The sequence below is a fragment of the Mesorhizobium sp. M0601 genome (genome assembly GCF_040320845.1).
Classification (GTDB): Bacteria; Pseudomonadota; Alphaproteobacteria; order Rhizobiales; family Rhizobiaceae; genus Mesorhizobium.
In genome coordinates this window covers 128,042-148,566 of record NZ_JAMYQK010000013.1, presented here as the reverse complement: position 1 = coordinate 148,566, position 20,525 = coordinate 128,042, and the positions used below count along the sequence as shown (strand labels likewise).

At 65.2% G+C, this 20,525-nt stretch carries 23 protein-coding genes; 9 read left to right on the top strand and 14 right to left on the bottom strand.

Going from position 1 to position 20,525, the window contains the following annotated elements:
* Window positions 1-177 precede the first annotated feature (177 nt).
* A complete protein-coding gene (locus NKI41_RS15100) occupies window positions 178-1,071 on the top strand; it encodes a sugar phosphate isomerase/epimerase family protein (RefSeq protein ID WP_352681919.1) in 894 nt (297 codons plus the stop codon).
* A 40-nt stretch (window positions 1,072-1,111) separates the two neighbouring features.
* Here NKI41_RS15100 and NKI41_RS15095 read toward each other — a convergent pair whose 3' ends face one another.
* On the bottom strand, window positions 1,112-1,567 hold the full coding sequence (locus NKI41_RS15095) for a Crp/Fnr family transcriptional regulator (RefSeq protein WP_023680480.1): 456 nt from the start codon (window positions 1,565-1,567) through the stop codon (window positions 1,112-1,114).
* Between the two features lie 125 nt (window positions 1,568-1,692).
* A complete protein-coding gene (locus NKI41_RS15090) occupies window positions 1,693-2,376 on the bottom strand; it encodes a response regulator transcription factor (RefSeq protein ID WP_023680479.1) in 684 nt (227 codons plus the stop codon).
* A gap of 144 nt (window positions 2,377-2,520) precedes the next feature.
* Here NKI41_RS15090 and NKI41_RS15085 point away from each other — a divergent pair, with 144 nt between their 5' ends.
* Window positions 2,521-3,057, top strand: coding sequence for a L,D-transpeptidase family protein (locus NKI41_RS15085; protein WP_245274862.1), 537 nt, complete (start codon window positions 2,521-2,523; stop codon window positions 3,055-3,057).
* A gap of 75 nt (window positions 3,058-3,132) precedes the next feature.
* On the opposite strand, the gene NKI41_RS15080 is transcribed toward NKI41_RS15085, so the two are convergent.
* The gene (locus tag NKI41_RS15080) at window positions 3,133-3,378 is read right to left on the bottom strand and encodes a hypothetical protein (protein WP_352540853.1); all 246 of its coding nucleotides are present in this window, start codon (window positions 3,376-3,378) and stop codon (window positions 3,133-3,135) included.
* Between the two features lie 174 nt (window positions 3,379-3,552).
* Between NKI41_RS15080 and gcvA the strand changes: the two genes are divergently transcribed.
* Window positions 3,553-4,473 (top strand): transcriptional regulator GcvA, encoded by a 921-nt coding sequence (gene gcvA, locus NKI41_RS15075; protein ID WP_352451320.1) that lies wholly within the window; start codon window positions 3,553-3,555, stop codon window positions 4,471-4,473.
* Between the two features lie 3 nt (window positions 4,474-4,476).
* Here gcvA and NKI41_RS15070 read toward each other — a convergent pair whose 3' ends face one another.
* From NKI41_RS15070 to tsaD, 6 genes are all read right to left on the bottom strand, one after another.
* Window positions 4,477-4,893: a DUF1761 domain-containing protein gene (locus NKI41_RS15070; RefSeq protein WP_023680475.1), complete on the bottom strand. Its 417-nt coding sequence runs from the start codon at window positions 4,891-4,893 to the stop codon at window positions 4,477-4,479.
* Between the two features lie 48 nt (window positions 4,894-4,941).
* Window positions 4,942-5,598: a class I SAM-dependent methyltransferase gene (locus NKI41_RS15065; RefSeq protein WP_352540950.1), complete on the bottom strand. Its 657-nt coding sequence runs from the start codon at window positions 5,596-5,598 to the stop codon at window positions 4,942-4,944.
* Complete coding sequence (locus NKI41_RS15060) at window positions 5,595-6,020, bottom strand: EVE domain-containing protein (RefSeq protein ID WP_352683758.1); 426 nt, start codon at window positions 6,018-6,020, stop codon at window positions 5,595-5,597. The genes NKI41_RS15065 and NKI41_RS15060 overlap by 4 nt, the downstream gene beginning before the upstream one ends.
* 181 nt (window positions 6,021-6,201) lie before the next feature.
* Window positions 6,202-6,498, bottom strand: a complete 297-nt coding sequence (locus tag NKI41_RS15055; RefSeq protein WP_352470768.1) for a YciI-like protein — start codon at window positions 6,496-6,498, stop codon at window positions 6,202-6,204.
* A gap of 26 nt (window positions 6,499-6,524) precedes the next feature.
* Window positions 6,525-7,535: an NAD(P)H-dependent glycerol-3-phosphate dehydrogenase gene (locus NKI41_RS15050; RefSeq protein WP_352683756.1), complete on the bottom strand. Its 1,011-nt coding sequence runs from the start codon at window positions 7,533-7,535 to the stop codon at window positions 6,525-6,527.
* Window positions 7,532-8,617: a tRNA (adenosine(37)-N6)-threonylcarbamoyltransferase complex transferase subunit TsaD gene (tsaD, locus tag NKI41_RS15045; RefSeq protein WP_352683769.1), complete on the bottom strand. Its 1,086-nt coding sequence runs from the start codon at window positions 8,615-8,617 to the stop codon at window positions 7,532-7,534. Before tsaD ends, NKI41_RS15050 begins: the two co-directional genes overlap by 4 nt.
* Before the next feature lie 94 nt (window positions 8,618-8,711).
* Here tsaD and hemC point away from each other — a divergent pair, with 94 nt between their 5' ends.
* From hemC to NKI41_RS15015, 6 genes are all read left to right on the top strand, one after another.
* Window positions 8,712-9,638 carry a hydroxymethylbilane synthase gene (hemC, locus tag NKI41_RS15040; RefSeq protein ID WP_352683755.1) on the top strand — a complete coding sequence of 309 codons (927 nt, stop codon included), beginning with the start codon at window positions 8,712-8,714 and terminating at the stop codon, window positions 9,636-9,638.
* A gap of 1 nt (window position 9,639) precedes the next feature.
* A complete protein-coding gene (locus NKI41_RS15035) occupies window positions 9,640-10,353 on the top strand; it encodes a uroporphyrinogen-III synthase (RefSeq protein WP_352683753.1) in 714 nt (237 codons plus the stop codon).
* Window positions 10,354-10,677: 324 nt separating this feature from the next.
* The gene (locus tag NKI41_RS15030) at window positions 10,678-12,168 is read left to right on the top strand and encodes a COG4223 family protein (protein ID WP_352683751.1); all 1,491 of its coding nucleotides are present in this window, start codon (window positions 10,678-10,680) and stop codon (window positions 12,166-12,168) included.
* Window positions 12,169-12,176: 8 nt separating this feature from the next.
* Window positions 12,177-13,784: a heme biosynthesis protein HemY gene (locus NKI41_RS15025; RefSeq protein ID WP_352683749.1), complete on the top strand. Its 1,608-nt coding sequence runs from the start codon at window positions 12,177-12,179 to the stop codon at window positions 13,782-13,784.
* 39 nt (window positions 13,785-13,823) lie between these two features.
* On the top strand, window positions 13,824-14,303 hold the full coding sequence (locus NKI41_RS15020; protein WP_352470762.1) for a tellurite resistance TerB family protein: 480 nt from the start codon (window positions 13,824-13,826) through the stop codon (window positions 14,301-14,303).
* Window positions 14,304-14,321: 18 nt separating this feature from the next.
* Entirely contained in the window at window positions 14,322-15,038 is a 717-nt protein-coding gene (locus tag NKI41_RS15015) for a glutamine amidotransferase (RefSeq protein WP_292657163.1), read from the top strand.
* On the opposite strand, the gene NKI41_RS15010 is transcribed toward NKI41_RS15015, so the two are convergent.
* The 5 genes from NKI41_RS15010 to gnd all read right to left on the bottom strand — a co-directional run bounded on the left by NKI41_RS15010 (window position 15,039) and on the right by gnd (window position 20,507).
* The gene (locus NKI41_RS15010) at window positions 15,039-16,280 is read right to left on the bottom strand and encodes an MFS transporter (protein WP_352683747.1); all 1,242 of its coding nucleotides are present in this window, start codon (window positions 16,278-16,280) and stop codon (window positions 15,039-15,041) included.
* A gap of 458 nt (window positions 16,281-16,738) precedes the next feature.
* Complete coding sequence (locus tag NKI41_RS15005) at window positions 16,739-17,203, bottom strand: Ros/MucR family transcriptional regulator (protein WP_352481010.1); 465 nt, start codon at window positions 17,201-17,203, stop codon at window positions 16,739-16,741.
* 164 nt (window positions 17,204-17,367) lie between these two features.
* Window positions 17,368-18,072, bottom strand: coding sequence for an ROK family protein (locus NKI41_RS15000; RefSeq protein WP_352481009.1), 705 nt, complete (start codon window positions 18,070-18,072; stop codon window positions 17,368-17,370).
* Window positions 18,073-18,091: 19 nt separating this feature from the next.
* Entirely contained in the window at window positions 18,092-19,468 is a 1,377-nt protein-coding gene (zwf, locus tag NKI41_RS14995; RefSeq protein WP_352481008.1) for a glucose-6-phosphate dehydrogenase, read from the bottom strand.
* Window positions 19,469-19,490: 22 nt separating this feature from the next.
* Entirely contained in the window at window positions 19,491-20,507 is a 1,017-nt protein-coding gene (gene gnd, locus NKI41_RS14990; RefSeq protein WP_352470756.1) for a phosphogluconate dehydrogenase (NAD(+)-dependent, decarboxylating), read from the bottom strand.
* Window positions 20,508-20,525: the final 18 nt, after the last annotated feature.

The window sequence follows — 20,525 nt, the reverse complement described above, 5'->3', positions numbered from 1 at the left end:
CCCCCCCCCTAAGCTTTGTCCGCCCACTAATTATACCCTATCCCCGGCGGCCCCCGACGTGCTCAACCCCCCCGGCGCCTGGCGCGGCCGTTTCGCCCGGCCCCACCTTTTTGTCCGAGCATTGGATTGCCAAAACCGCTTTGGACTTGGGTCAGCTGGAAATAACCGGAGACGATTATGTCGCGCATCGGAATCCACTCATTCGTCTGGTCGGCGAGCTCGGCGCAGGGCGACCTCGAGCGGACGCTGGCCAACACCAGGGAAGCCGGCTTCGACCTGATCGAATTCTCCTATCTCGACCCCGCCAATGTCGACATTGACGGCTTGGCCAAGCGGATCGCCGATCTCGGCCTCGGCGTTGCGATCAGCATTGGACTGCCGGCCGACGGCGATATTTCGAGCGCCGACAAAACGATTGCCGCGCACGGCGTCGAAATCCTGGAACGTACGATCGCGCTGACCCGCGATCTCGGCGGCCAGAAGGTTGCCGGCATCCTCAGCACCAGCCACGGCTTGCAGAGCGAGGCGCCGACGCGTGACCAGTGGGACCGCAGCGCCGGCACGCTGGCCAAGGTGGCGGACACGGCAAAATCAGCCGGCGTCACCCTCAACCTCGAAATCGTCAACCGCTTCGAAAGCAATCTGCTCAACACCGCCGCGCAAGGCATGGCCTTCATCGCGGACAGTGGCTCCGACAATATCTTCCTGCATCTCGACAGCTTCCACATGAACATCGAGGAGGCCGATGTCGGCTTGGCCATTCGCAATGCGGTCGGGAAGATCGGCTATGTCCATATCGGCGAGAGCCATCGCGGTTTCCTCGGCACCGGCAATATCGATTTTGCCGCGATATTCGATGCGCTGACCGCCATCGGCTACAGCGACGACCTCAGCTTCGAGTCCTTCTCCTCGGAAATCGTCGACGAGAACCTGTCGCGGAAAACCGCGATCTGGCGCAATCTGTGGACCGACAATATGGAGCTGGCCAAACATGCGCGCCGCTTCATTGCGCTGGGACTGGAGACGGCACGGCGCAAGGCCGAGCTTGTTTCCGCAATGCACCGGCCCTGAGCCCTCGCAGTTCCAATCTGGCTAGGCCAAAGGCGCTACATTAGCCGGCAAAACGCGGCCCAAGTTCCTCGATGCGGCGGATCATCGCCTGGAAATCCTCCAAAATGCGCTGGTGCAAGTGAACCGCCAGTTCCGGGTATTCCTCGAGGATGCGGCGGAACATCTTGCGGCTGAGCCGCAGCACTTCCGAATCGATTTCGGCGGAGGCGCTGGTCAGCCGGTTGGTGTCGGCGATCAGCGCCAGTTCGCTGAGTATGGTGCCGGGGCCGGCGGTGCCGATCGGGATGCGCTCGCCGTCGTGCTCGCGGTAGAGCACGATGCGGCCGCTGACGACGATGTAGGCTGAATCGGCCTCGTCGTCCTCGCGGTAAAGCTTGTGGTCGGCTTTCAACATGGTGGTTTCGGCGCCGAAGGCGAGCAGACGCAGCTGTTCCTGCGTAAAGCCCTCGAAGAGCCTCACGGTGGACAGGATGCGGATGTCGTCATCCAGCGCCATCTAGCTATGTCCCCGAACCGTTAGTCCGACTCCTCCCCTACGAGGCCGATCCAAAACCACCTCCAGCCTCAGGACCGTACCCGAAAAGCGCCCCGCCCGGATCGCTTATTTGAATAATGAAATGTTTAAGGAACCAGCTTGTAGCCGCCGCTTTCTGTCACGAGAATTTCCGCGTTGGAAGGATCGCGCTCGATCTTCTGGCGCAGCCGGTAGACGTGAGTTTCGAGCGTATGCGTGGTGACGCCGGAATTGTAGCCCCAGACTTCCTCCAGCAGCACGTCGCGGGTCACCACCTTCTGGTCGGCACGGTAGAGATATTTGATGATCGAGGCTTCCTTTTCGGTCAGCCGCACCTTGGCGCCCCGCGGGTCGATCAGAAGCTTCTGGCTGGGCTTGAACGTGTAGGGGCCGACCGAGAAAGTGGCGTCCTCGCTCTGTTCGTGCTGGCGCAACTGCGCGCGGATGCGGGCCAGCAGCACGGCAAAACGGAACGGCTTCGTCACATAGTCGTTGGCGCCGGCCTCGAGGCCAAGGATGGTGTCGGAATCGGTATCATGGCCGGTCAGCATGATGATCGGCGCCTTGTAGCCGCCCTTGCGCAATATCTTTACCGCCTCGCGGCCATCCATGTCGGGCAGGCCGACATCCATGATGAGCAGGTCGATGAGCCCGCCACGCGCCGTGGCGACGCCTTTGGCAGCGGTCGCTTCCTGCAGGACATCGAATTCCTCATAAAGCGACAATTGCTCGACAAGGGTGCCGCGCAGGTCGTCATCGTCGTCGACGATCAGAATGGTGCGTGAAGTCATGGATCAATCCGTTGTTTTGAAAAGAGATTTCAGTTGACCGCTGCCTGTTTATGCGGAAGCTGACCGGCACAACAGCCGTTCACAGTGATTTGTTCCGTGGCACGATCATACAAGAAAAAACACGATCGCAATGCAGTCGGTGCAATTTTGCCGAAAGGGCTCACCGTGCTCACCGTGCGCGCGCGCCCCGGCCAACCCAGCCAGGGGTTTCTGCAGGCCGGCAAACTGGTGTTTCCATGTGCGCTGGGGCATGGCGGCATCTCGGCCGGCAAGCGCGAGGGCGACGGCGCCACGCCGCTTGCCTCGATGCGGATATTGTCGGGGTATTTTCGCGGCGACCGTTTTGCCGGCGGCCGCCGGACGCGGCTGGCGATGACGCCGATCGGCCGCGACCTCGGCTGGTGCGAAGTGCCCGGGGACCGCAACTACAACCGCCCGGTCAAAATCCCCTATGGCGCCAGCCATGAGCGGATGCTGCGCACCGACGATCTCTATGACGCCTGCCTGGTGCTGGACTGGAACATTGTGCCGCGCCGGCGCGGGCGCGGCAGCGCCATCTTCTTCCACCTGGCGCGCCCCGGCTTCACGCCGACGCAAGGCTGCGTCGCGGTAACGGCCCGCACTATGGCACGGCTGCTGCCGCTGCTGTCGGAGCGGACGGTGGTAAGGGTGGTGAGGTAAGGGAGTAGGGGAATAAGGGGGTAGGGGAATAGGGCAGTAAGGGTAAGACAGGCGTGGGCGCGCCGCTTAGCTTCCCTACTCCCCTACTCCCTTACTCCTTTGCCACCCGATGTCGAGAAGGCCGAGCCGGCCGAGTTCGCGGTCCATGGCGCGTGCGATGTCCTTGCGTTCGCCGCCTATGTCGCGAAGCTGGCGATCGGAGAGATCCTCGACATTTTCGTAGGGAAGACTGGCCGCGATTTTTGCGTGCCGAAGCCATTCAAGCACGGCGCGCAGCCAGGCCGGGCGGAGGGTTACCGAGCGCAAGGCGATGTCAGACATGGTGCAATCCGCTTCTCCGGACATCAAATCCGGTTTGATGTTTCTTCGATGCTCAGATCATGGCGGATTGAAATTCAAACGGGAAACGAGTAGTTTTTTCTGCATCTTCAAGTTCTGTTTGATGATTGGAATGCTCGACCGAACCCTCGACCGAACCCTCCTCGTCTGGCACTGATGGCGCGCCTGCTGCCTGGAACCCGTGCGCTGCGGACGCTGGAGGCAGCGGCCCGGCATCTCAATTTCACCCGCGCCGCCGACGAGCTCGGCCTGACGCCGGCAGCGGTCAGCCATCAGATCAAGGAAATCGAGGATCAGCTCGGCATCGTGCTGTTCACACGCACCAGCCGCACGATCCGGCTGACCGAGGCGGGCGCGGTGCTGTTCGAAGCTTCGACCGATGCGCTCGACCTGCTTGGCCGGGCCGTCTCACGGGCGCAGAAGACGGCGCGCGGATCGGCGCTGCTGAAGGTCACCCTCGATGCGCAATTCGCGACGAAGTGGCTGATGCGGCGCGTCGACGATTTTCGCAAGCAGCATCCGGCAATCGAGCTGCGTTTCGACATCAGTTACGAGGTGCGCGACTTCGATCGCGACGACGTCGATCTCGGCATCCGTTTCGGCACCGGCAAATATCCGGGGCTTCGCTCGCACCGGCTGTTCGAAAACGTCATCATCCCCGTCTGCAGCCCGGCCTTGCTGCGGTCAGGGCCGCCGCTCAAGGAGCCGCGCGACCTGTTCCATCATACGCTGGCGCATATCGAGTGGTCGCGCCAGGGCGTCACCTGGCCGAACTGGAGCATGTGGATGGCGGCGGCGGGCGTCGACGATTTCGACGACAGCCGGACCATCGTGTTCGGCAATTCGACGGATGCCGTCCAGGCCGCGCTCGACGGCAACGCGGTCGCGCTCGCCGATTTCGCCATGGTGGCAAACGACCTTTCGGAAGGTAGGCTGATCCGGCCGTTCGAACTCGGCATCAAGGTCGCGCCCGAATTCGCCTATTTCCTGGTCTATCCCGAAAGTGCGGCGAATGATCCGCGCATTGCCGCCTTTCGCGATTGGCTTCTCGACGAAATCGCAAGGACCCCGACCTGACGTTCAGCCCGCCGCCGCGCCGAACCAGCCGATCACCGCGCCGATGAGAAGCAGCACGCCGAGCCAGTGACCAACATCGATGAGCGTCAGATCCCAGCCGAAACCTTCGTAACGATGGTTGACCGAAAGCGTGGTGGCGACGAACCCCAGCCAGAGAACGAAGCCGAAGATCACCCCGGCAAGCAGGCTCGGCTCGCCGCCGGTTACGGCGCCGATGATCAGCGACATGACCAGCGCCATGACGAGCTCCGCGATGAAGGAGACGACGAAGGGCAGCATCGATTTGCTCATCGTCGCCGGATCAAGCTTGGCGGCCTTCAGCCACGGCTTGCTCAAGCCCATGTACCAGGCCGCGCCGAACAACCACGCCACGACGGCGGCGACGATTACCGCCAGCCAATTGATTGCTGAAAAATCCATGGTTCCCTCCGGTCGATTGCGCGATGGAACGCCTGTTCGGCGATGCCGTCAAGCAAGGCGCCAGACGGTGGTGCGCTTGACCTCGGCGTCCTCCAGCGCCCGGGTCACCGCCACTTCGTAGACGGCAAGCGGCTCCAGCCCGGTCTTCGGCAGATAGGAGCGGCCGGGATCGCCGACGAGGATGTTGGCGCCACGCGCCTTCAGCGCGAGGAACCACGGCATCAGCCTGTCGGCGAAAGTTTTGTCGTAGAAGACGTCGCCGGCCAGCACCACGTCCCAGCCGGCATCGCTGCCGATGCAGTCGCCGATGAGGAATTTTATCTCGGTCCCATTTGCCTCGGCATTGAGGCGGATCGCGGTCGCGCAGAATGGGTCGATATCGGCGGCGATCACCTCGGCAGCTCCGGCCTTCACCGCGGCAATGGCGACAAGGCCGGAGCCGGAGGCGAAGTCCAGCACGCGCTTGCCGCGCACCGCCGCCGGATTGTCGAGGATGTAGCGGGCAAGGCCTTGGCCGCCGGCCCAGGCAAAAGCCCAGAAGGGCGGCGGCAGGCCGATTTCGGTCAGCTCGTCCTCGGCCCGCTGCCACAGTTCGTGCGCCTCGTCGGCCAGGTGCAGGCGGATCTCCGGCACATGCGGCGGCGCCATCAGCGCCGTGTTGTCGAGGATGAATTTCCTGGCGCTGTCCGGCGTCAGCGCCGTCATGGCGCCGGCGTCAGGCCGCCCATGCGGCAAACCTCTTGCCATTCGGCCGGCGTCACCGGCTGCACGGACAGCCGCCCGAGCCGCACCAGCGCCATGTCGGCCAGCGTTGGATTGGCCTTGGCCTGCTCCAGCGTCACCGGCTTCGGCATGGCCTTGAAGGCGCGGATGTCGACGCACTCCCAGCGGGGATCGTCGGTGGTGCTGTCCTGATGGGCCAGAGCGCAGACTTCGGCGATGCCGACGATGTCCAGCCCGTCATTGGAATGGTAGAAGAAGCCGAGATCGCCGATCTGCATCGCCTTCATGTTGTTGCGCGCCGCATAATTGCGCACGCCGTCCCACTGCGTGCCGGCCTTGCCCTTGGCCTTGAGGTCCTCGAAGGAGAAGACCGAGGGTTCGGATTTGAACAGCCAGTAGTTCATCTCAGTTATCCCGTTGCCGTTGTCGGTTTGTCGCTATCCAGCGTTGGCGCTGCCCCTCACCCTTACCCGCTCCCCGTAAGGACGGGGAGAGGGGTCGCCAGCGCTGGAGCTTCTCCCTTCTCCCCGTTCTTCACGGGGAGAAGGTGCCGGCAGGCGGATGAGGGGCAGGGCGAACGAACGATCATTCACTCACAGGTTTGTTGAAGCTCCAGTTCCATTGCCGGATTTCGACGCTTTCGAACAGCCCTGCCTTGGTATAGGGATCGGCCGCCGACAGCGCTTTTGCCGCCGCCAGATCGGGCGCCTCGACAACGACGAGGCTGCCGTCCGGCTTGCCGTCGGCGTCGAGGAAAGGGCCGGCGAAACCCAGTTTCTTGTCGCCGTTCAGCCCTTCCAGAAAGGCAATGTGCTCGGGCCGCGTGTCGAGCCGCACCTGCAGGCTTCCTGGCTTGTCCTTGCAAATCAACGCAAACAGCATCTTTCCATCTCCGCAATCGTTCGCGATTACATGTCGGTTTCGGTCTTGAGTGGCCTTGTCATCAACGCCGACACAGCCTGGTCTATAGTTATGGTGCCGTCCAGTATGGCGGCGACGGCGGCGATGATCGGCGCGTCGATCTGGCGCTCGCCGGCGATGCGGGCGGCGATTGCCGCCGTCGGCACGCCTTCGGCCAAAGGCAAGCCGACAAGCGGCTTGCCTTGCCCCAGCGCCAGCCCATAGGCGAAATTGCGCGACTGCGCGGACGAGCAGGTGAGCAGCAGGTCGCCGAGGCCGGAAAGCCCCATCAACGTCTCCGGCCTGGCGCCAAAGGCGGCGCCGATGCGGCGCAATTCGACGAAGCCGCGCGTCACCATCGCCGCCTGGGCGCTGGCACCGAGCCCGGCGCCGGTGACGGCACCCGCGGCAATTGCAAAGACGTTCTTCAGCGCGCCGCCGATCTCGACGCCGATTAGATCGTCGCTCGAATAACAGCGCAGATTTTCCGCCGAAAAGCGGGCGGCAAGGTCGGTGGCCAGAGCCTCGTCGCGGGCGGCGACCACGACGGCCGTCGGCAGGCCCCTGGCGACGTCGGTGGCAAAGCTTGGGCCGGACAAAGCGGCGACCGGATTTGCCGGCAGTATTTCCTCGGTGATGGACGACAGCAGCGCGCCGGTGTCGCGCTCGATGCCCTTGGCGCAGAGGACCAGCGGGACGCCTTTCGGCATATGGCTGGACGCGGCCGTCAGCATAATCCGCAACGATTGCGCCGGCGCTACCGCCAGAACGCAGTCGGCACCGTCGAGCGCCGCCTCGATGTCGCTCGTCGCCACGATGCCGGGATCGAGCGCGATGCCCGGCAGATAGCGCGGATTTTCGCCACGGTCGACCGCCGCGACGGTCTCCGGGTCGCGCGCGTAGAGGCGGACGAAATGACCGGCGCGCAGCGTGGCCAGCGCCAGCGCCGTGCCCCAGGCGCCGCCGCCGAGCACGGCGACGCGCCAGCCGCTTGGCGCCTTGTGCCCGCTGCCGGTCATGCCTTGGCCCCACGCCGGCCCGAGCCGACCATCGGGGCCGAGACGCTGTCCAGCGGCCAGCGCGAGCGCGGCACGAAATCGGCGGCGTTTTCACCTGATATGCCGGCGCGCAAGCGCTCGATGCCGGCCCAGGCGATCATCGCCGCATTGTCGGTGCAGAGGTTAAGCGGCGGCGCGACGAAGCTGAACCCGGCCTGCTTGCACAGGCCCTGCAACGTCGCCTTGATGGTCCGATTGGCGGCGACGCCGCCGGCGACAACCAATGCAGGCGCGGCCTTGCCCGGGAATTGCTGACGGAACCGGGTCAGCGCCCGCGCAACACGGTCGCCCAGCGCATCCGCGACCGCCGCCTGGAACGAGGCGCAGATATCGGCGACATCCTGGTCGCTCAGCGGGGCAATCGCGGTTGCCGCCTGGCGCACCGCGGTCTTGAGGCCGGAGAAGGAAAAATCGGGCTGCACGGAGCCCTTCATCGGGCGCGGAAAGGCGAAACGCGTCGCGTCACCGGTTGCCGCCGCCTTCTCGACATTCGGTCCGCCCGGATAGGGCAGGCCGAGCATCTTGGCCGTCTTGTCGAAGGCCTCGCCAAGCGCGTCGTCGATCGTCGTCGCCCAGCGCTGGTAGTCGCCGACGCCGCGCACGGCGACGATCTGGGTATGGCCGCCGGAGACCAGCAGCAAGAGGTAGGGAAAGTCGAGCCCGTCGGTCAGCCTGGCCGTCAGCGCGTGGCCTTCGAGATGGTTGATGGCGATCAGCGGTTTTTTTGCTGCCGCGGCGATTGCTTTGGCCGTCATCAGGCCGACGATCAGCCCGCCGACAAGACCGGGGCCGGCGGTGGCGGCAATCGCATCGATGTCGGCGAGCTCGACGCCGGAATCGGCCAGCGCTGCCTCGATGATGCCGTCGAGCGCCTCGACATGGGCGCGCGCGGCGATCTCCGGCACGACGCCGCCGAAAGCAGCATGCTCCTCGATCTGGCTGAGCACGATGTTCGACAGGATTTGCGGCGTGCTGCGACCGTCCAGCGCCACCACGCTGGCGGCGGTCTCGTCGCAACTCGTCTCGATGCCCAGAACGCGGATCAATTCGTCGCTGTCCTCGATGATTGTGCAACCGGCCTTTCCCCGATAGGAGAAAGCCCGAAAACCTGCCGGGGGTTATCACGGACGACGCGTCATGCAAACAACCTTGAGAATCGGAACACGCGGCAGCCCGCTGGCGCTGGCGCAGGCGCATGAAACGCAGGCGCGGCTGATGGCGGCGCACGGCATGCCGGCGGAAGCTTTCGAGGTGGTTGTCATCTCGACCACCGGCGACCGCATCCAGGACCGGCCGCTGTCGGAAGCCGGCGGCAAGGGCCTGTTCACCAAGGAGATCGAGGAGGCGCTGCTGGCGCGCCGCATCGACATCGCCGTGCATTCGTCGAAGGACATGCCGACGCTGTTGCCCGAGGGGCTCGAACTGTCCGCGTTCCTGCCGCGCGAGGACGCGCGCGATGCCTTCATCGGCAAGGCGGCGCGAACGATTGCCGGCCTGCCGCAAGGCGCCAGGGTCGGTTCGTCGTCGCTCAGGCGCCAGGCGCTGATCCGGCGGATGCGGCCGGACATCGAGGTGGTGATGTTTCGCGGCAATGTGCAGACGCGGCTGCGCAAGCTCGACGACGGCATCGCCGACGGCACAATCCTCGCCTATGCCGGGCTGAAGCGGCTCGGGCTCGAAGACGTCGTCACCGACCTGATGCCGCTCGAGGTCTTTCCGCCGGCGCCGGGGCAAGGCGCGATCTGCATCGAAAGCCGCATCGGAGACCGCGACGTGGAACAGATGCTGGCAGCGATCCACGACGGGCCGACCGGCGAGGCGCTGGCCTGCGAGCGCGCCTTCCTGGCGGCGCTCGACGGGTCCTGCCGCACGCCGATCGCCGGACATGCGACGATATCGGGCGGAACGGTTTCCTTTGCCGGGCTGATCATCTCGCCCGATGGCACGCAGTCGCATGAAGTCAGGCTGCAAGGGCCGGCGCAGGAGGTGGCGCGCATTGGCGCGGACGCCGCGGCGACCGTTCGGGCCAAGGCCGGCGAAACATTCTTCGATGGCTGGACCTGACATGCTCCGCGTCCTGGTGACGAGGCCCGAACCGGGCGCGTCGCGCACGGGGCGCCGGCTTGCGGATGCCGGCTTTCAGCCGATCCTGCTGCCATTGACCGGAACCGTGGCGCTGCCGGTCGATGCCGGCGCGCTCGCTGACGCCGCAGCGGTCGCGGTCACCAGCGCCAATGCCGTTCGCCATGCGCCGAAAGAGGTCATCGCGGCGCTCGCCGGCTTGCCGTGCCACGCCGTCGGCAGGAAGACGGCGGAAGCCGCCCGCGCTGCCGCGTTTCTGTCGGTCAGCGAAGGCGCGGGCAATGCCGAGGCGCTGGCCGATGCGCTTGCTGGCGGTTACGCGGGGAAGACGATCGTCTATCTCTGCGGGCGGGTGCGATTTCCCGGCTTCGAGGAAGGGCTGTTGGCGTCGGGCGTTCAGGTCCGCGCCGTCGAGACCTACGACACCGTTGTCCTGGACTACTCCGACGAGGCCGTTCTTGCGCGCCTGTCCGCCCGGCCGGTCGAGGCGGTGCTGCTCTATTCGACCAAGGCGGCAAAAGCGATGCAGGCCCTGGCTAGCCGGCCGGCGCTGCGTAGCCTTTTCCAGGAAACGCGCTTTTTTGCCTTGTCGGGACGTATTGCCGCCGCCATCGGCGATGTCGCCGGCGAAAGGATCCGGATTGCGCCCGAGCCCTACGAAGATGCCTTGCTAGGACTTTTGCAGGCGCCGCGCTGATGGCATTCGCTGCGGCTCTGTGCCGTCCTTGAGGGGCGGCGCCAAACTCAGGTGATTGCTCTCGGGCACATTTTGTTCTTGCTTTGTGCCGGCAGCTATGCTACTAATTTGGTTACGGTGCCAATTGGCTCCAACGACCCGCCCGCCGAGGCGGGTTTTTTGTGTGCCGAGCATGGGCCTTGGCTTGAAACGCGGATTCGGCCCTGCGGCGTTTTGCCAAAACTGAATTCCAAGCCGTGGCGTCATCACGCCGCCCCTTTTCACCGCTTGGTGATGTGCTAGACCCTTCAAACCATCCCGAAGCGAATTTTGCGGAGCCCGAGCATGGTCAAGACGCCGAAGATGCGGCATTCCAAGAGCCGCCGTGAGCCGGTGACCATCGAGCTCGAACCTGGCGCCGTCTCGCGAGTCGCCGACGAACAGGATGCCGTGACCTCGCAGACCGACGAGGCGCGGGCCGAGGAAGCGGCGAACGCCTCGCAGCCGGAGCCACCTGAAGAGCCGGTGCATGCGGACCAGACCGATCTCGAGCCATGGGAACATGCCGACGCAGCCGCGCCGGCCGGCACGCAAGAGCCGGCGGACGCCGGCGCCGATTCTGCCAGGGAAGCGGAAACCCCTTATCCCGCCGGTTCGGATGCGCCGGCCGGGCGCTCCACGGTTTCCGACTACAGTTTCGAAGATGCATCCAGCGGAACCGGGGCCAACGAACCGGGGATCCCAGGTTCCGGCGAGAAGACAGCTGAGACGAGGGACGATCATATGGCAGCGCAGCCGAAGCGAAGCGGCATCAACGGCATCGCCGCCGGTATTGTCGGCGGCGTCATCGCCCTCGCCGCGGCCGGCGGGCTGCAATTTGCCGGCCTGCTCGGTGCGCCGGGGTCGGGCGGCGTGTCGCTCGACGCAGTCAATGGTGAGATCGTTTCGCTGAAACGCGAGGTCGCGGACCTCAGACAGGCCGGCGCCAACAATGACGCATCGGCCAAGGTGGACGGGCTGTCGTCGGCGCTGGATCAGGTCAGGGCGGACGTTGCGACGTTGAAGTCGGCGGTCGAGCAAGGCGGTGCCGGCGACAATGCCGGCCTGGCGGCACTTGGCGACAAGGTAAGGCAGATCGAGACGGCGGTTGCGGCCCTCGGCAAGGCCGGCGGTACGGCGCCGGTCGATCTCGGCCCGCTCAACGAAAGGCTGGCCGCGCTCGATGCGCTGGTGAAATCGGCCGGCGAGACGACAAAGGCGCAGGACAGCCGGCTTGCGGCCCTGGAACGGTCGGTTTCACAGATCTCGGGCAAGGTCGATGCACAGGCTTCGCAGCCGAAGATCGCACTGGCCATTGCCGCTTCGGCGCTCAAGGCAGCGCTCGACCGTGGTGCACCGTTCGCCGCCGAGCTCGAAACCTTTGCCGCGATCTCACCCGATGCACCCGAGATCGCGACGTTGCGCACCTATGCCGAAAAGGGCGTCCCGATGCGCTCCGAGATCGCCGCCGAAGCGGACGGCGCCGCCAACGCGATGGTCGCTGCCGCGACTCCCATCGACCAGAATGCCGGCATCCTGCAGAAGCTGCTGTCCAGCGCCGAATCGCTGGTCAAGGTCAGGCCGATCGGCGCCGTCGAAGGCACCGGCGTCCCGGAAAACGTCGCGCGCATGGAGGTCGCGGTCAACCAGGGCGACTACGCCAAGGCGCTCAGCGAATACGAAACCCTGCCTGAGGCGGCCAAGGCCGCCGGCGCCGACTTTGCCGGCAAGCTGAAAGCGCGGATGGAGGTCGAGACGCTGATCGATTCGCTCATCGCCGGCGCGATGAAGGCGTGAGGAACCCGATGATCCGCATCCTCGCCTTCCTTGCCGTCGTCTTTGCGCTCGGGCTCGGCTTCGCCTGGCTGGCCGACCGGCCGGGCGAAATGCTCGTCACCTTCAATGGCTATCAATACCAGGTCAGCCTGATGGTCGCGGCGGTGGCGGTCGTTGCCGTGGTTGCCGCGGTGATGATCGTCTGGTGGCTGATCAAGGCGCTGTGGAACAGCCCCTATACGATCTCGCGCTATTTCCGCGTGCGTCGCCGCGACCGCGGCTACCAGGCGCTGTCGACCGGGATGATCGCCGCCGGGGCCGGTGACGGCGCGCTCGCCCGCAAGAAGACCAAGGAAGCGGCAAAGCTGATCCGCTCCGATCAGGAGCCACTGATCCAGCTGCTCGACGCGCAGGCCTCACTGCTCGAAGGCGACCATGAAGGCGCCCGCGAAAAGTTCGAGACCATGCTCGATGATCCCGAAATGCGGCTGCTCGGCCTGCGCGGGCTTTATCTCGAGGCCGAGCGGCTCGGCGACCGCAACGCAGCCCGCCACTATGCCGGCCGTGCCGCGGCGGTAGCGCCGCAACTGGCCTGGGCGGCCGAATCGACGCTGGAAGACCTGACTGGACGCGGCGACTGGGATGGCGCGCTGAAACTGGTCGACGCCCAGAAGTCGACCCGGCAGATCGAGCGTGACGCCGCCAACCGCCGCCGCGCCGTGCTGCTGACCGCCAAGGCGCAGGCGCTGATCGACAGCGATGCCAATGCCGCAAGGGCGGCGGCGCTCGAAGCCAACCGGCTGCGGCCGGATTTTGCACCGGCGGCGGTCGTCGCGGCGAAATTGCTGTTTAGGCAGAACGACGTGCGCAAAGGCTCGAAAATCCTCGAGGCGGGGTGGAAGGCCGAGCCGCATCCGGAGATCGCCGAGCTCTACACCCATGCCAGGCCGGGCGATGCCGTGCTCGACCGGCTGAACCGGGCAAAGAAGCTGCAGGAGCTGAAGAAGAACCATGCCGAGTCCTCGCTTGCCGTGGCGCGCGCCGCGCTGGATGCGCAGGATTTTTCAACCGCCCGCCGCGAGGCGGAAGCCGCGATCCGCATGGATCGCCGCGAAGGCGCCTATCTGCTGCTGGCCGATATCGAGGAGGCCGAGACCGGCGACCAGGGCAAGGTGCGGCAGTTGCTGTCGAAGGCGGTGAGAGCGCCGCGCGACCCGGCCTGGGTTGCCGATGGTGTCGTCTCCGAACGCTGGGCTCCGGTATCGCCGATCACCGGCAGGCTCGATGCATTCGAATGGCGGGCGCCGATGGAGCGGCTCGGGCAGTTGATCGACGGTCATGAGGATACGCCGGAGGCGCCGGTGCCGGCCATCGCGGCTCCAGCCGGGCCGGTACAGGAAAGAGCCGGGACGATCGAGCACACGGCGGAGACACCGGGCACAGCGACCGAGGAAAAGACGGACGACCGTGCCGGCGAGGATCATGTGACACCAATCACCGCGGCGGCGTTTGCCCAAGTGCCGGAAGATGCCGAGGCCGTCGAGCCAGCGCAGGAGCTGACGCGGCTGCCCGACGACCCCGGCGTCGATCCAGACGACGCAGCGGATAAATCGACGCGCCGGTTTCGTTTATTCTGATCAGGGTCGAGTGGACCCGGGCTTATTGGGAATGATTTGATGTTCGAACGCGTTTTGTCGTTTCTAAGGGATCTGCCGTCCGGTGGTGGCGCCAGCCCCAGCGCCGACGATCCGCGCATTGCCGCGTCCGCCCTGCTTTTCCACGTGATGAACGCCGACGGGGTGCGCCAGGATAGCGAATGGGAACGGTTCAAGAAGGTGCTGGCGGAAAGCTACTCGATCAGCGGCGACGAACTCGACGCGTTGGCGGCTGCCGGCGAGCGGGCCGACAATGAGGCGATCGACCTCTACGCTTTCACCAGCGTGCTCAAGCGCCATCTCGACGCCGAGGCGCGAAAGGCCTTCATCGGCCTGATGTGGGAGATCGTCTATGCCGATGGCGAGCTGCACGAACTCGAGGACAATACCGTGTGGCGGGTCGCCGAGCTGATCGGCGTCGAACGTCGCGACCGTGTCGAGGCGCGCCTCAAGGCGGCCGCCGCGGCTCCTGGTGCTGCCGGAACCTCAAGCGACGAATAGACAGGATCCCGCCTTCCAATGCCGCCCAAGCCAAGTCCGAGACCAAAGATCCTGATCGTGCTGCATCAGGAGCATTCGAGCCCCGGACGGGTCGGCCATATGCTTATCGAGGAAGGCTTCGACCTCGACATCCGCCGACCGCCGCTCGGCGAGGCCTTGCCGCAGACGCTGGATGGCCATGCCGGCGCCGTGGTGTTCGGCGGGCCGATGAGCGCCAATGACGGCGACGAGTTCGTCCGCCGCGAGACCGACTGGCTCAAAATTCCGCTCAACGAGAACCGGCCGCTGCTTGGCATCTGCCTCGGCGCGCAAATGCTGGTCAAGCATCTTGGCGGCAGGGTCGAGGGCCACGGCGAGGGCCTCGTCGAAATCGGCTGGTATCCGCTGAAGGCGACCGAAGCGGGCAGCAGGCTGATGCATTGGCCGGAGATGGTCTATCAATTCCATCGCGAGGGCTTTTCGCTGCCGAAGGACGCGACGCTTTTGGCGACGGCCGAAACCTATCCCAACCAGGCCTTCCGCTACGGCGACAATGCCTGGGGCATCCAGTTCCATGGCGAATTGACCCGGGCGATGATGCAGCGCTGGGTGGTGCGCGGCGCGCACCGCTTCGAACTGCCCGGCGCTCAGCCCGGCCGCGACCATCTCGGCGGCCGGCTGATCTGGGACATGCACCTCAAGCGCTGGCTCGGCGAGTTCCTGCCGATGATTTTCGGCAAGCCGGCGCTGCGGTAATCAGTTTCGCCCCCTGAGATGACGCACCTTGCGCAGCTGCGGGAACAGCACCGCCCATAGGCCGGCAACGGCGATCGCCCCGACACCCCCGACCACCACGGCCGGAACCGTGCCGATCAACGCCGCCATGGTACCGGCGCGGAATTCGCCGAGCTCATTGGAAGCGCCGACAAACACCTGGTTGACAGCGTTGACGCGGCCGCGAACGTCGTCCGGCGTCCACAGCTGGATCAGCGTCTCGCGGATATAGACGCTGAACATGTCGGTGGCGCCGAGCAGCGCAAGGGCCGCAATCGACAGCCAGGTGATGGTCGAGAGGCCGAACAGAACCGTGAACGCGCCGAACAGCGCGACGAAGGCGAGCATGACAAGGCCGGCATGGTTGCGGATCGGGTGTCCGGCCAGCCAGATGGCGACGCAGATGGCGCCGACGCCGGGCGCCGAGCGCAACAGGCCGAGCCCCCATGGGCCGAGTTCGAGGATATCGCGCGCGTAGACCGGCAGCAGCGCCGAGGCGCCGGACAGGAGCACCGCAAACAGATCGAGCGAAATCGCGCCGAGCACGATCTTTTCGCTCCAGATATAGCCGAAGCCGGCGAACAGGGTCTGTACCGTCGGCCTGTCGGTCCGGCTGCGCTGGGCAGGCTTCGGGATGGTGAAGATCAGCACGGCGGCAACCAGCATCAGCACGGCGGCGGTGGTGTAGGCGGCTTCGGCTGAAAGCCCGTAGAGCAGACCGCCGGCGACCGGCCCGACGATGGTTGCCGTCTGCCAGGCGGACGAGTTCCAGGCGATGGCGTTGGCGAAATCCTCGGGCGGCACCAGATTGGCGAACAGCGATGAGGAGGCCGGCCCGAAGAAGGCGCGCGCGATGCCGAACATGGCGAGCACGATGAAGACCGGCATCGGCCCGGAGAGGCCGCGTAGCGTCAGCAGCAGCAGGGCCAAGGCGCAGCCCGCCTCGACCAGCACCGCCAGCGCCATGATCAGCCGGCGCCCGAAACGATCGGCAACGTCGCCGGTGACCAGCACCAGCAGCAGAGAAGGCAGGAACTGGACGATGCCGACAAGGCCGAGGTCGAACGGGTCGCGGGTGAGATCGTAGATCTGCCAGCCGACGGCGACCGACACGATCTGGGTGGAGAATGTCGAGAGGAAGCGCGCCGCCCAGTAGCTCAGGAACGGCCGATGGCGAAAGGCGGCATAGCGCTGGTCGGATGGTACTTGGGATTCTGTGGTCATGGAATAAGGCCCCGTGGCGGCTATGTCGGCCGGCGGGGCACTTCCTCGATGGGCGCTGGTCCGGCCAAAAAAGCCTTTAGCGCAGTTCGGCGCAGGGCGCGCGCAAAAATCCGGCGTGGCTCCAGCTTTTTTCAGGCTGCCATACCAATTGCAGGCGGCAACCACGCTCGGCGGAGATGGAGAGGGTTATTTGGCGCGCAGGTCGAGTTCCTTCGCGCCCCCCCTCTGTCCTGCCGGACATCTCCCCCTCAAGGGGGGAGATTGGACGTCGCGACGTCCTTCGCCAGTCTCCGGCTTCGAAGGCAATTTGTACGTTCAAAGATTTGTACGTTTAAAGCGTAGCGCCATCGGCGAGGCAGCTGATCTCCCCCCTTGAGGGGGAGATGTCCGGCAGGACAGAGGGGGGCGCTGTCCCGCCAATCTTCGAGGCTTGCGTTTGCAGGGCTTCGAACGATGCTTTAGGCCGTCGCCTTGGCCTTCCTGCCCCTGCCCTTGACGGGCGCGGGCGGGGGGGCTTTGCGGCCGAGACCGATCGCCTTGGCCAGCTGCGAACGCGAGGCCGCGTAGTTGGGGGCGACCATCGGGTAGTCCGACGGCAGGCCCCATTTGGCGCGATAGGCGTCGGGCGTCAGCCCGAAATGAACGCCGATATGGCGCTTCAAGGATTTGAACTTCTTGCCGTCCTCGAGACAGATGATGTAGTCCGGCGTCACCGATTTCTTGGGATTGACGGCAGGCGTCAGCGGCGCGGCGACCGGCACAGCCGGTTGCCCGAGGCCGCCTATGGAAGCGCTGACGCTGGCGATGAGATCGCCGAGGCCGGAAGCCGGCAAGCGGTTCTTCTCGACATAGGCGGACACGATATGGGCGGTCAGCTCGAGCAGGTCGATATTTTTGCGAGCGTTGTTGTTGTCGTCGGTCAATCTATCTCTCCGTCCATGGGGGTCGCAGAAATTCCTAGTCGGCAAATCTGCGCAATGCAATGACGCCGCACCACGTCACACATTATTTTGAATAATAATACTAACGGCAGCGCGGGATTAACAACCCTGAGCCGGTGCTCGATAATATCAGACAATCAGCAATATCAAATAATCAGGGATTTGTCGCGCCATAGTCGAAATCCGCCCTCGAAGGCGCGTGTGTTGTCGCCGCGTCTGCAATCGGCGGGCAAGTCGGTGAGTTCGTCGACATTGCCGCCGCCGATGACCACGTAGTCCGGCTGCATGGCGGCGCGAAGCCGGTCGACCACGTCGAAGACGTGTTTGCGCCATTTCTTCTTGCCGCGCTTTTGCAGGCCGCGTTCGCCGACATAGTCTTCGAAACTGCCGCGCTTCTTGTAGGGAAGATGGGCAAGCTCCATCGGCTGGGCAACGTTATCGACGATCATCGCGGCCCCAAGGCCGGTGCCGAGGCCAAGGAACAGCATGCGGCCGCCCTCATAACTGCCGATGGCCTGCATGAGCGCATCGTTAACGACCTTGACCGGTTTGCCGAACTCGGCGGCGAAATCGCAGCCGACCCAGCCCTTGCCGAGATTGGCGGGTTCGGTCAGCGGCCGGTTGTGGTGCACCGGGCCCGGATAGCCCATCGAGACGACATCGTAGCGCAGCCCTTCGGCGAGCGTCTTCACCGCCGCGACCATCTGCTGCGGCGTAAGCTCCGGTCCGGAAGCGGTCTTGCGCTCGTCGCCGCCGGCACTGGTGCGGATCTTGACGTGCGAGCCGCCGATATCGATCGCAAGCACGATCTTTTCTTCCTCCGATGCCGGTTGCTTCACCGCCTTGGCCATCGCTTTCACCTTCCAGAAATCATTTCGCTGGATTGATCCAGCCGTTCGGCGGCCCGAATCCAGCCATGGCTTCGGCCGGCCCCCACGTCTTTGGCGCGTAGACAGGGGGCGGCGTGGTGTCGCCGAGCACCGGGCCGACGATGCGCCAGGCGAGCTCGCTGGCGTCCTGGCGGGTGAAAAGCTGGCCGTTGCCGTTCATGGCGTCGCCGATCAACCGCTCGTACGGCGGCATGTCGCCCTTCGAATCGTCCAGCGCGGTGAGCTCGACCTGCTCACCGACCATGTCATCGCCGGGCGCCTTGCGACGGGCGCCGATCGAGATCGCCACCTGAGGATCGATGCGGAAGCGCACGTGATTGCAGTCGCCGGGCTTGATCGGATCGAAGACGTCGAGCGGCGGTCGCTTCAGTTGCACGATGACCTCGGTGGCGTGCACCGGCAGGGATTTGCCGGCGCGAATGAAGAACGGCACATCCTGCCAGCGCCAGGTATCGACGAAAAAGCGCACCGCCGCGAAGGTCTCGACCGGCGAGTTCGGCGCCACGCCCGGCTCGTTGAGATAGCCGTCGAACTGGCCGCGCACCACATCGTCCCTGGTCAGCGTCCGGATCGCCCGCAGGACCTGCACCTTCTCGTCGATGAGATCGTCGGCCGAGCGGCCGACCGGCGGTTCCATGGCGAGCAGCAAGAGGATGTTGAGCAGATGGTTTTCGACGACGTCGCGAATGCAGCCGACCTCGTCATAGAAGCGGCCGCGGCCCTCGACGCCGAAATCCTCGGCCATGGTGATCTGCACGCTCTCGACGTAATTGCGGTTCCAGATCGGCTCGAGGAAGGAATTGGCGAAGCGGAAATAGAGCAGGTTCTGGATCGCCTCCTTGCCGAGATAATGGTCGATGCGGAAGATCGACTTTTCGTCGAAGACCAGATGCAGCACCCGGTTCAGCCAGCGCGCCGATTGCAGATCGTGGCCGAATGGCTTTTCCACCATCAGGCGCGCGCCCTGGGCGGCGCCCGACTGCTCCAGCCCCTGGACGACCACCTCGAACATCGCCGGCGGCACCGCCAGATAGTGCAGCGGCCGCTCAGCGCTGCCGAGCGCGGTCTTCAGCTTCTCGAAGGTCGCAGGCGCCCGATAGTCGCCGCTGACATAGCGCAGCAGCGATGCAAGCCTGGCAAAGATCTTGTCGTCGATGCTGCCCAAGGCGTTGACGATGCCGTCGCGGGCGCGCGCCTGCAGCTTGGCGGGGTCCCAGGGATCGAAGGCGACGCCGATCACCGGCTCGTTCAGCGTCCCTTTGGCCACCATGGCGTAAAGGGCGGGGAAGATCTTCTTGTGGGCGAGATCGCCGGTGGCGCCGAAAAGCACCAGCGTGTCCGATCGTTCCTGGCTCATGGGCGTGCCTCCCTGTCGCCCGTCACGAACCGGCCTTGGGTTTTTCGACATGGCCGCCAAAGGCATAGCGCATGGCGGACAGAAGCTTGTCGGCGAATTCGGATTCGCCTTGCGAGGAGAACCTGTCGAACAGCGCCGAGGACAGCACCGGCGCCGGCACGCCGGTGTCGATCGCCGCCTTCAGCGTCCAGCGGCCTTCGCCGGAATCCGAGACCCGCCCGCCGAACTGCGTCAACGACGAATCGGCCTTCAGTACGCCGGCCGTCAGGTCGAGCAGCCACGAGCCGATGACGCTGCCGTGCCGCCAGACCTCGGCCACTTCAGCGATGTCGATGTCGAACTGGTAATATTGCGGGTTTTCCAGCGGGCTGGTTTCCGCATCGGCGGTGCGCTGCCGTTTGCCGGCATTCGCCGATTTCAGGATGTTCATGCCTTCGGCATAGGCGGCCATGACGCCATATTCGATGCCGTTATGGACCATCTTGACGAAATGGCCGGCGCCGCTTGGTCCGCAGTGGAGATAGCCGAAGGGCGAGGTTCCGGCATCCTTGGCAGGGGCGGGCGAAGCGGCGTCGGCGCCTGGCGCCAGCGTTGCGAAGACCGGATCGAGATGCCGGACCGCGCTGTCGGGGCCGCCGATCATCAGGCAGTAGCCGCGCTCGAGGCCCCAGACGCCGCCGCTGGTGCCGACATCGACATAGCTCAAGCCTTTCAAGGCGAGGCGCGCGGCGTGGTCGACGGCCTCGTGATAATAGGAATTGCCGCCGTCTATGATGATGTCGCCCGGCTCCATCAGGGCAGCCACCTGGTCGACGATCTTGCCGGTGATCGCCGCAGGCAGCATCAGCCAGGCGCTGCGCGGCTTCGCCAGCTTGCCGACGAACTCCTCCATCGAGGCGGCTCCGACCGCGCCGGCGCTCACAAGCGCGGCGACGCTCGCCGGGTTAATATCGTAGACGACGCATTCGTGGCCATCGCGCAGCAGGCGCCGAACCATGTTGGCGCCCATCCGGCCCAGTCCCATCATTCCTATCTGCATGGTCTCGTCCTGCCTTAC

Coding starts and splice junctions, on each gene's coding strand:
- NKI41_RS15100 (WP_352681919.1), top strand. CDS start 178: ATGTCGCGCATCGGAATCCACTCATTCGTCTGGTCGGCGAGCTCGGCG.
- NKI41_RS15095 (WP_023680480.1), bottom strand. CDS start 1,567: ATGGCGCTGGATGACGACATCCGCATCCTGTCCACCGTGAGGCTCTTC.
- NKI41_RS15090 (WP_023680479.1), bottom strand. CDS start 2,376: ATGACTTCACGCACCATTCTGATCGTCGACGACGATGACGACCTGCGC.
- NKI41_RS15080 (WP_352540853.1), bottom strand. CDS start 3,378: ATGTCTGACATCGCCTTGCGCTCGGTAACCCTCCGCCCGGCCTGGCTG.
- gcvA (WP_352451320.1), top strand. CDS start 3,553: ATGGCGCGCCTGCTGCCTGGAACCCGTGCGCTGCGGACGCTGGAGGCA.
- NKI41_RS15070 (WP_023680475.1), bottom strand. CDS start 4,893: ATGGATTTTTCAGCAATCAATTGGCTGGCGGTAATCGTCGCCGCCGTC.
- NKI41_RS15065 (WP_352540950.1), bottom strand. CDS start 5,598: ATGACGGCGCTGACGCCGGACAGCGCCAGGAAATTCATCCTCGACAAC.
- NKI41_RS15060 (WP_352683758.1), bottom strand. CDS start 6,020: ATGAACTACTGGCTGTTCAAATCCGAACCCTCGGTCTTCTCCTTCGAG.
- NKI41_RS15055 (WP_352470768.1), bottom strand. CDS start 6,498: ATGCTGTTTGCGTTGATTTGCAAGGACAAGCCAGGAAGCCTGCAGGTG.
- NKI41_RS15050 (WP_352683756.1), bottom strand. CDS start 7,535: ATGACCGGCAGCGGGCACAAGGCGCCAAGCGGCTGGCGCGTCGCCGTG.
- hemC (WP_352683755.1), top strand. CDS start 8,712: ATGCAAACAACCTTGAGAATCGGAACACGCGGCAGCCCGCTGGCGCTG.
- NKI41_RS15035 (WP_352683753.1), top strand. CDS start 9,640: ATGCTCCGCGTCCTGGTGACGAGGCCCGAACCGGGCGCGTCGCGCACG.
- NKI41_RS15030 (WP_352683751.1), top strand. CDS start 10,678: ATGGTCAAGACGCCGAAGATGCGGCATTCCAAGAGCCGCCGTGAGCCG.
- NKI41_RS15025 (WP_352683749.1), top strand. CDS start 12,177: ATGATCCGCATCCTCGCCTTCCTTGCCGTCGTCTTTGCGCTCGGGCTC.
- NKI41_RS15020 (WP_352470762.1), top strand. CDS start 13,824: ATGTTCGAACGCGTTTTGTCGTTTCTAAGGGATCTGCCGTCCGGTGGT.
- NKI41_RS15015 (WP_292657163.1), top strand. CDS start 14,322: ATGCCGCCCAAGCCAAGTCCGAGACCAAAGATCCTGATCGTGCTGCAT.
- NKI41_RS15010 (WP_352683747.1), bottom strand. CDS start 16,280: ATGACCACAGAATCCCAAGTACCATCCGACCAGCGCTATGCCGCCTTT.
- NKI41_RS15000 (WP_352481009.1), bottom strand. CDS start 18,072: ATGGCCAAGGCGGTGAAGCAACCGGCATCGGAGGAAGAAAAGATCGTG.
- zwf (WP_352481008.1), bottom strand. CDS start 19,468: ATGAGCCAGGAACGATCGGACACGCTGGTGCTTTTCGGCGCCACCGGC.
- gnd (WP_352470756.1), bottom strand. CDS start 20,507: ATGCAGATAGGAATGATGGGACTGGGCCGGATGGGCGCCAACATGGTT.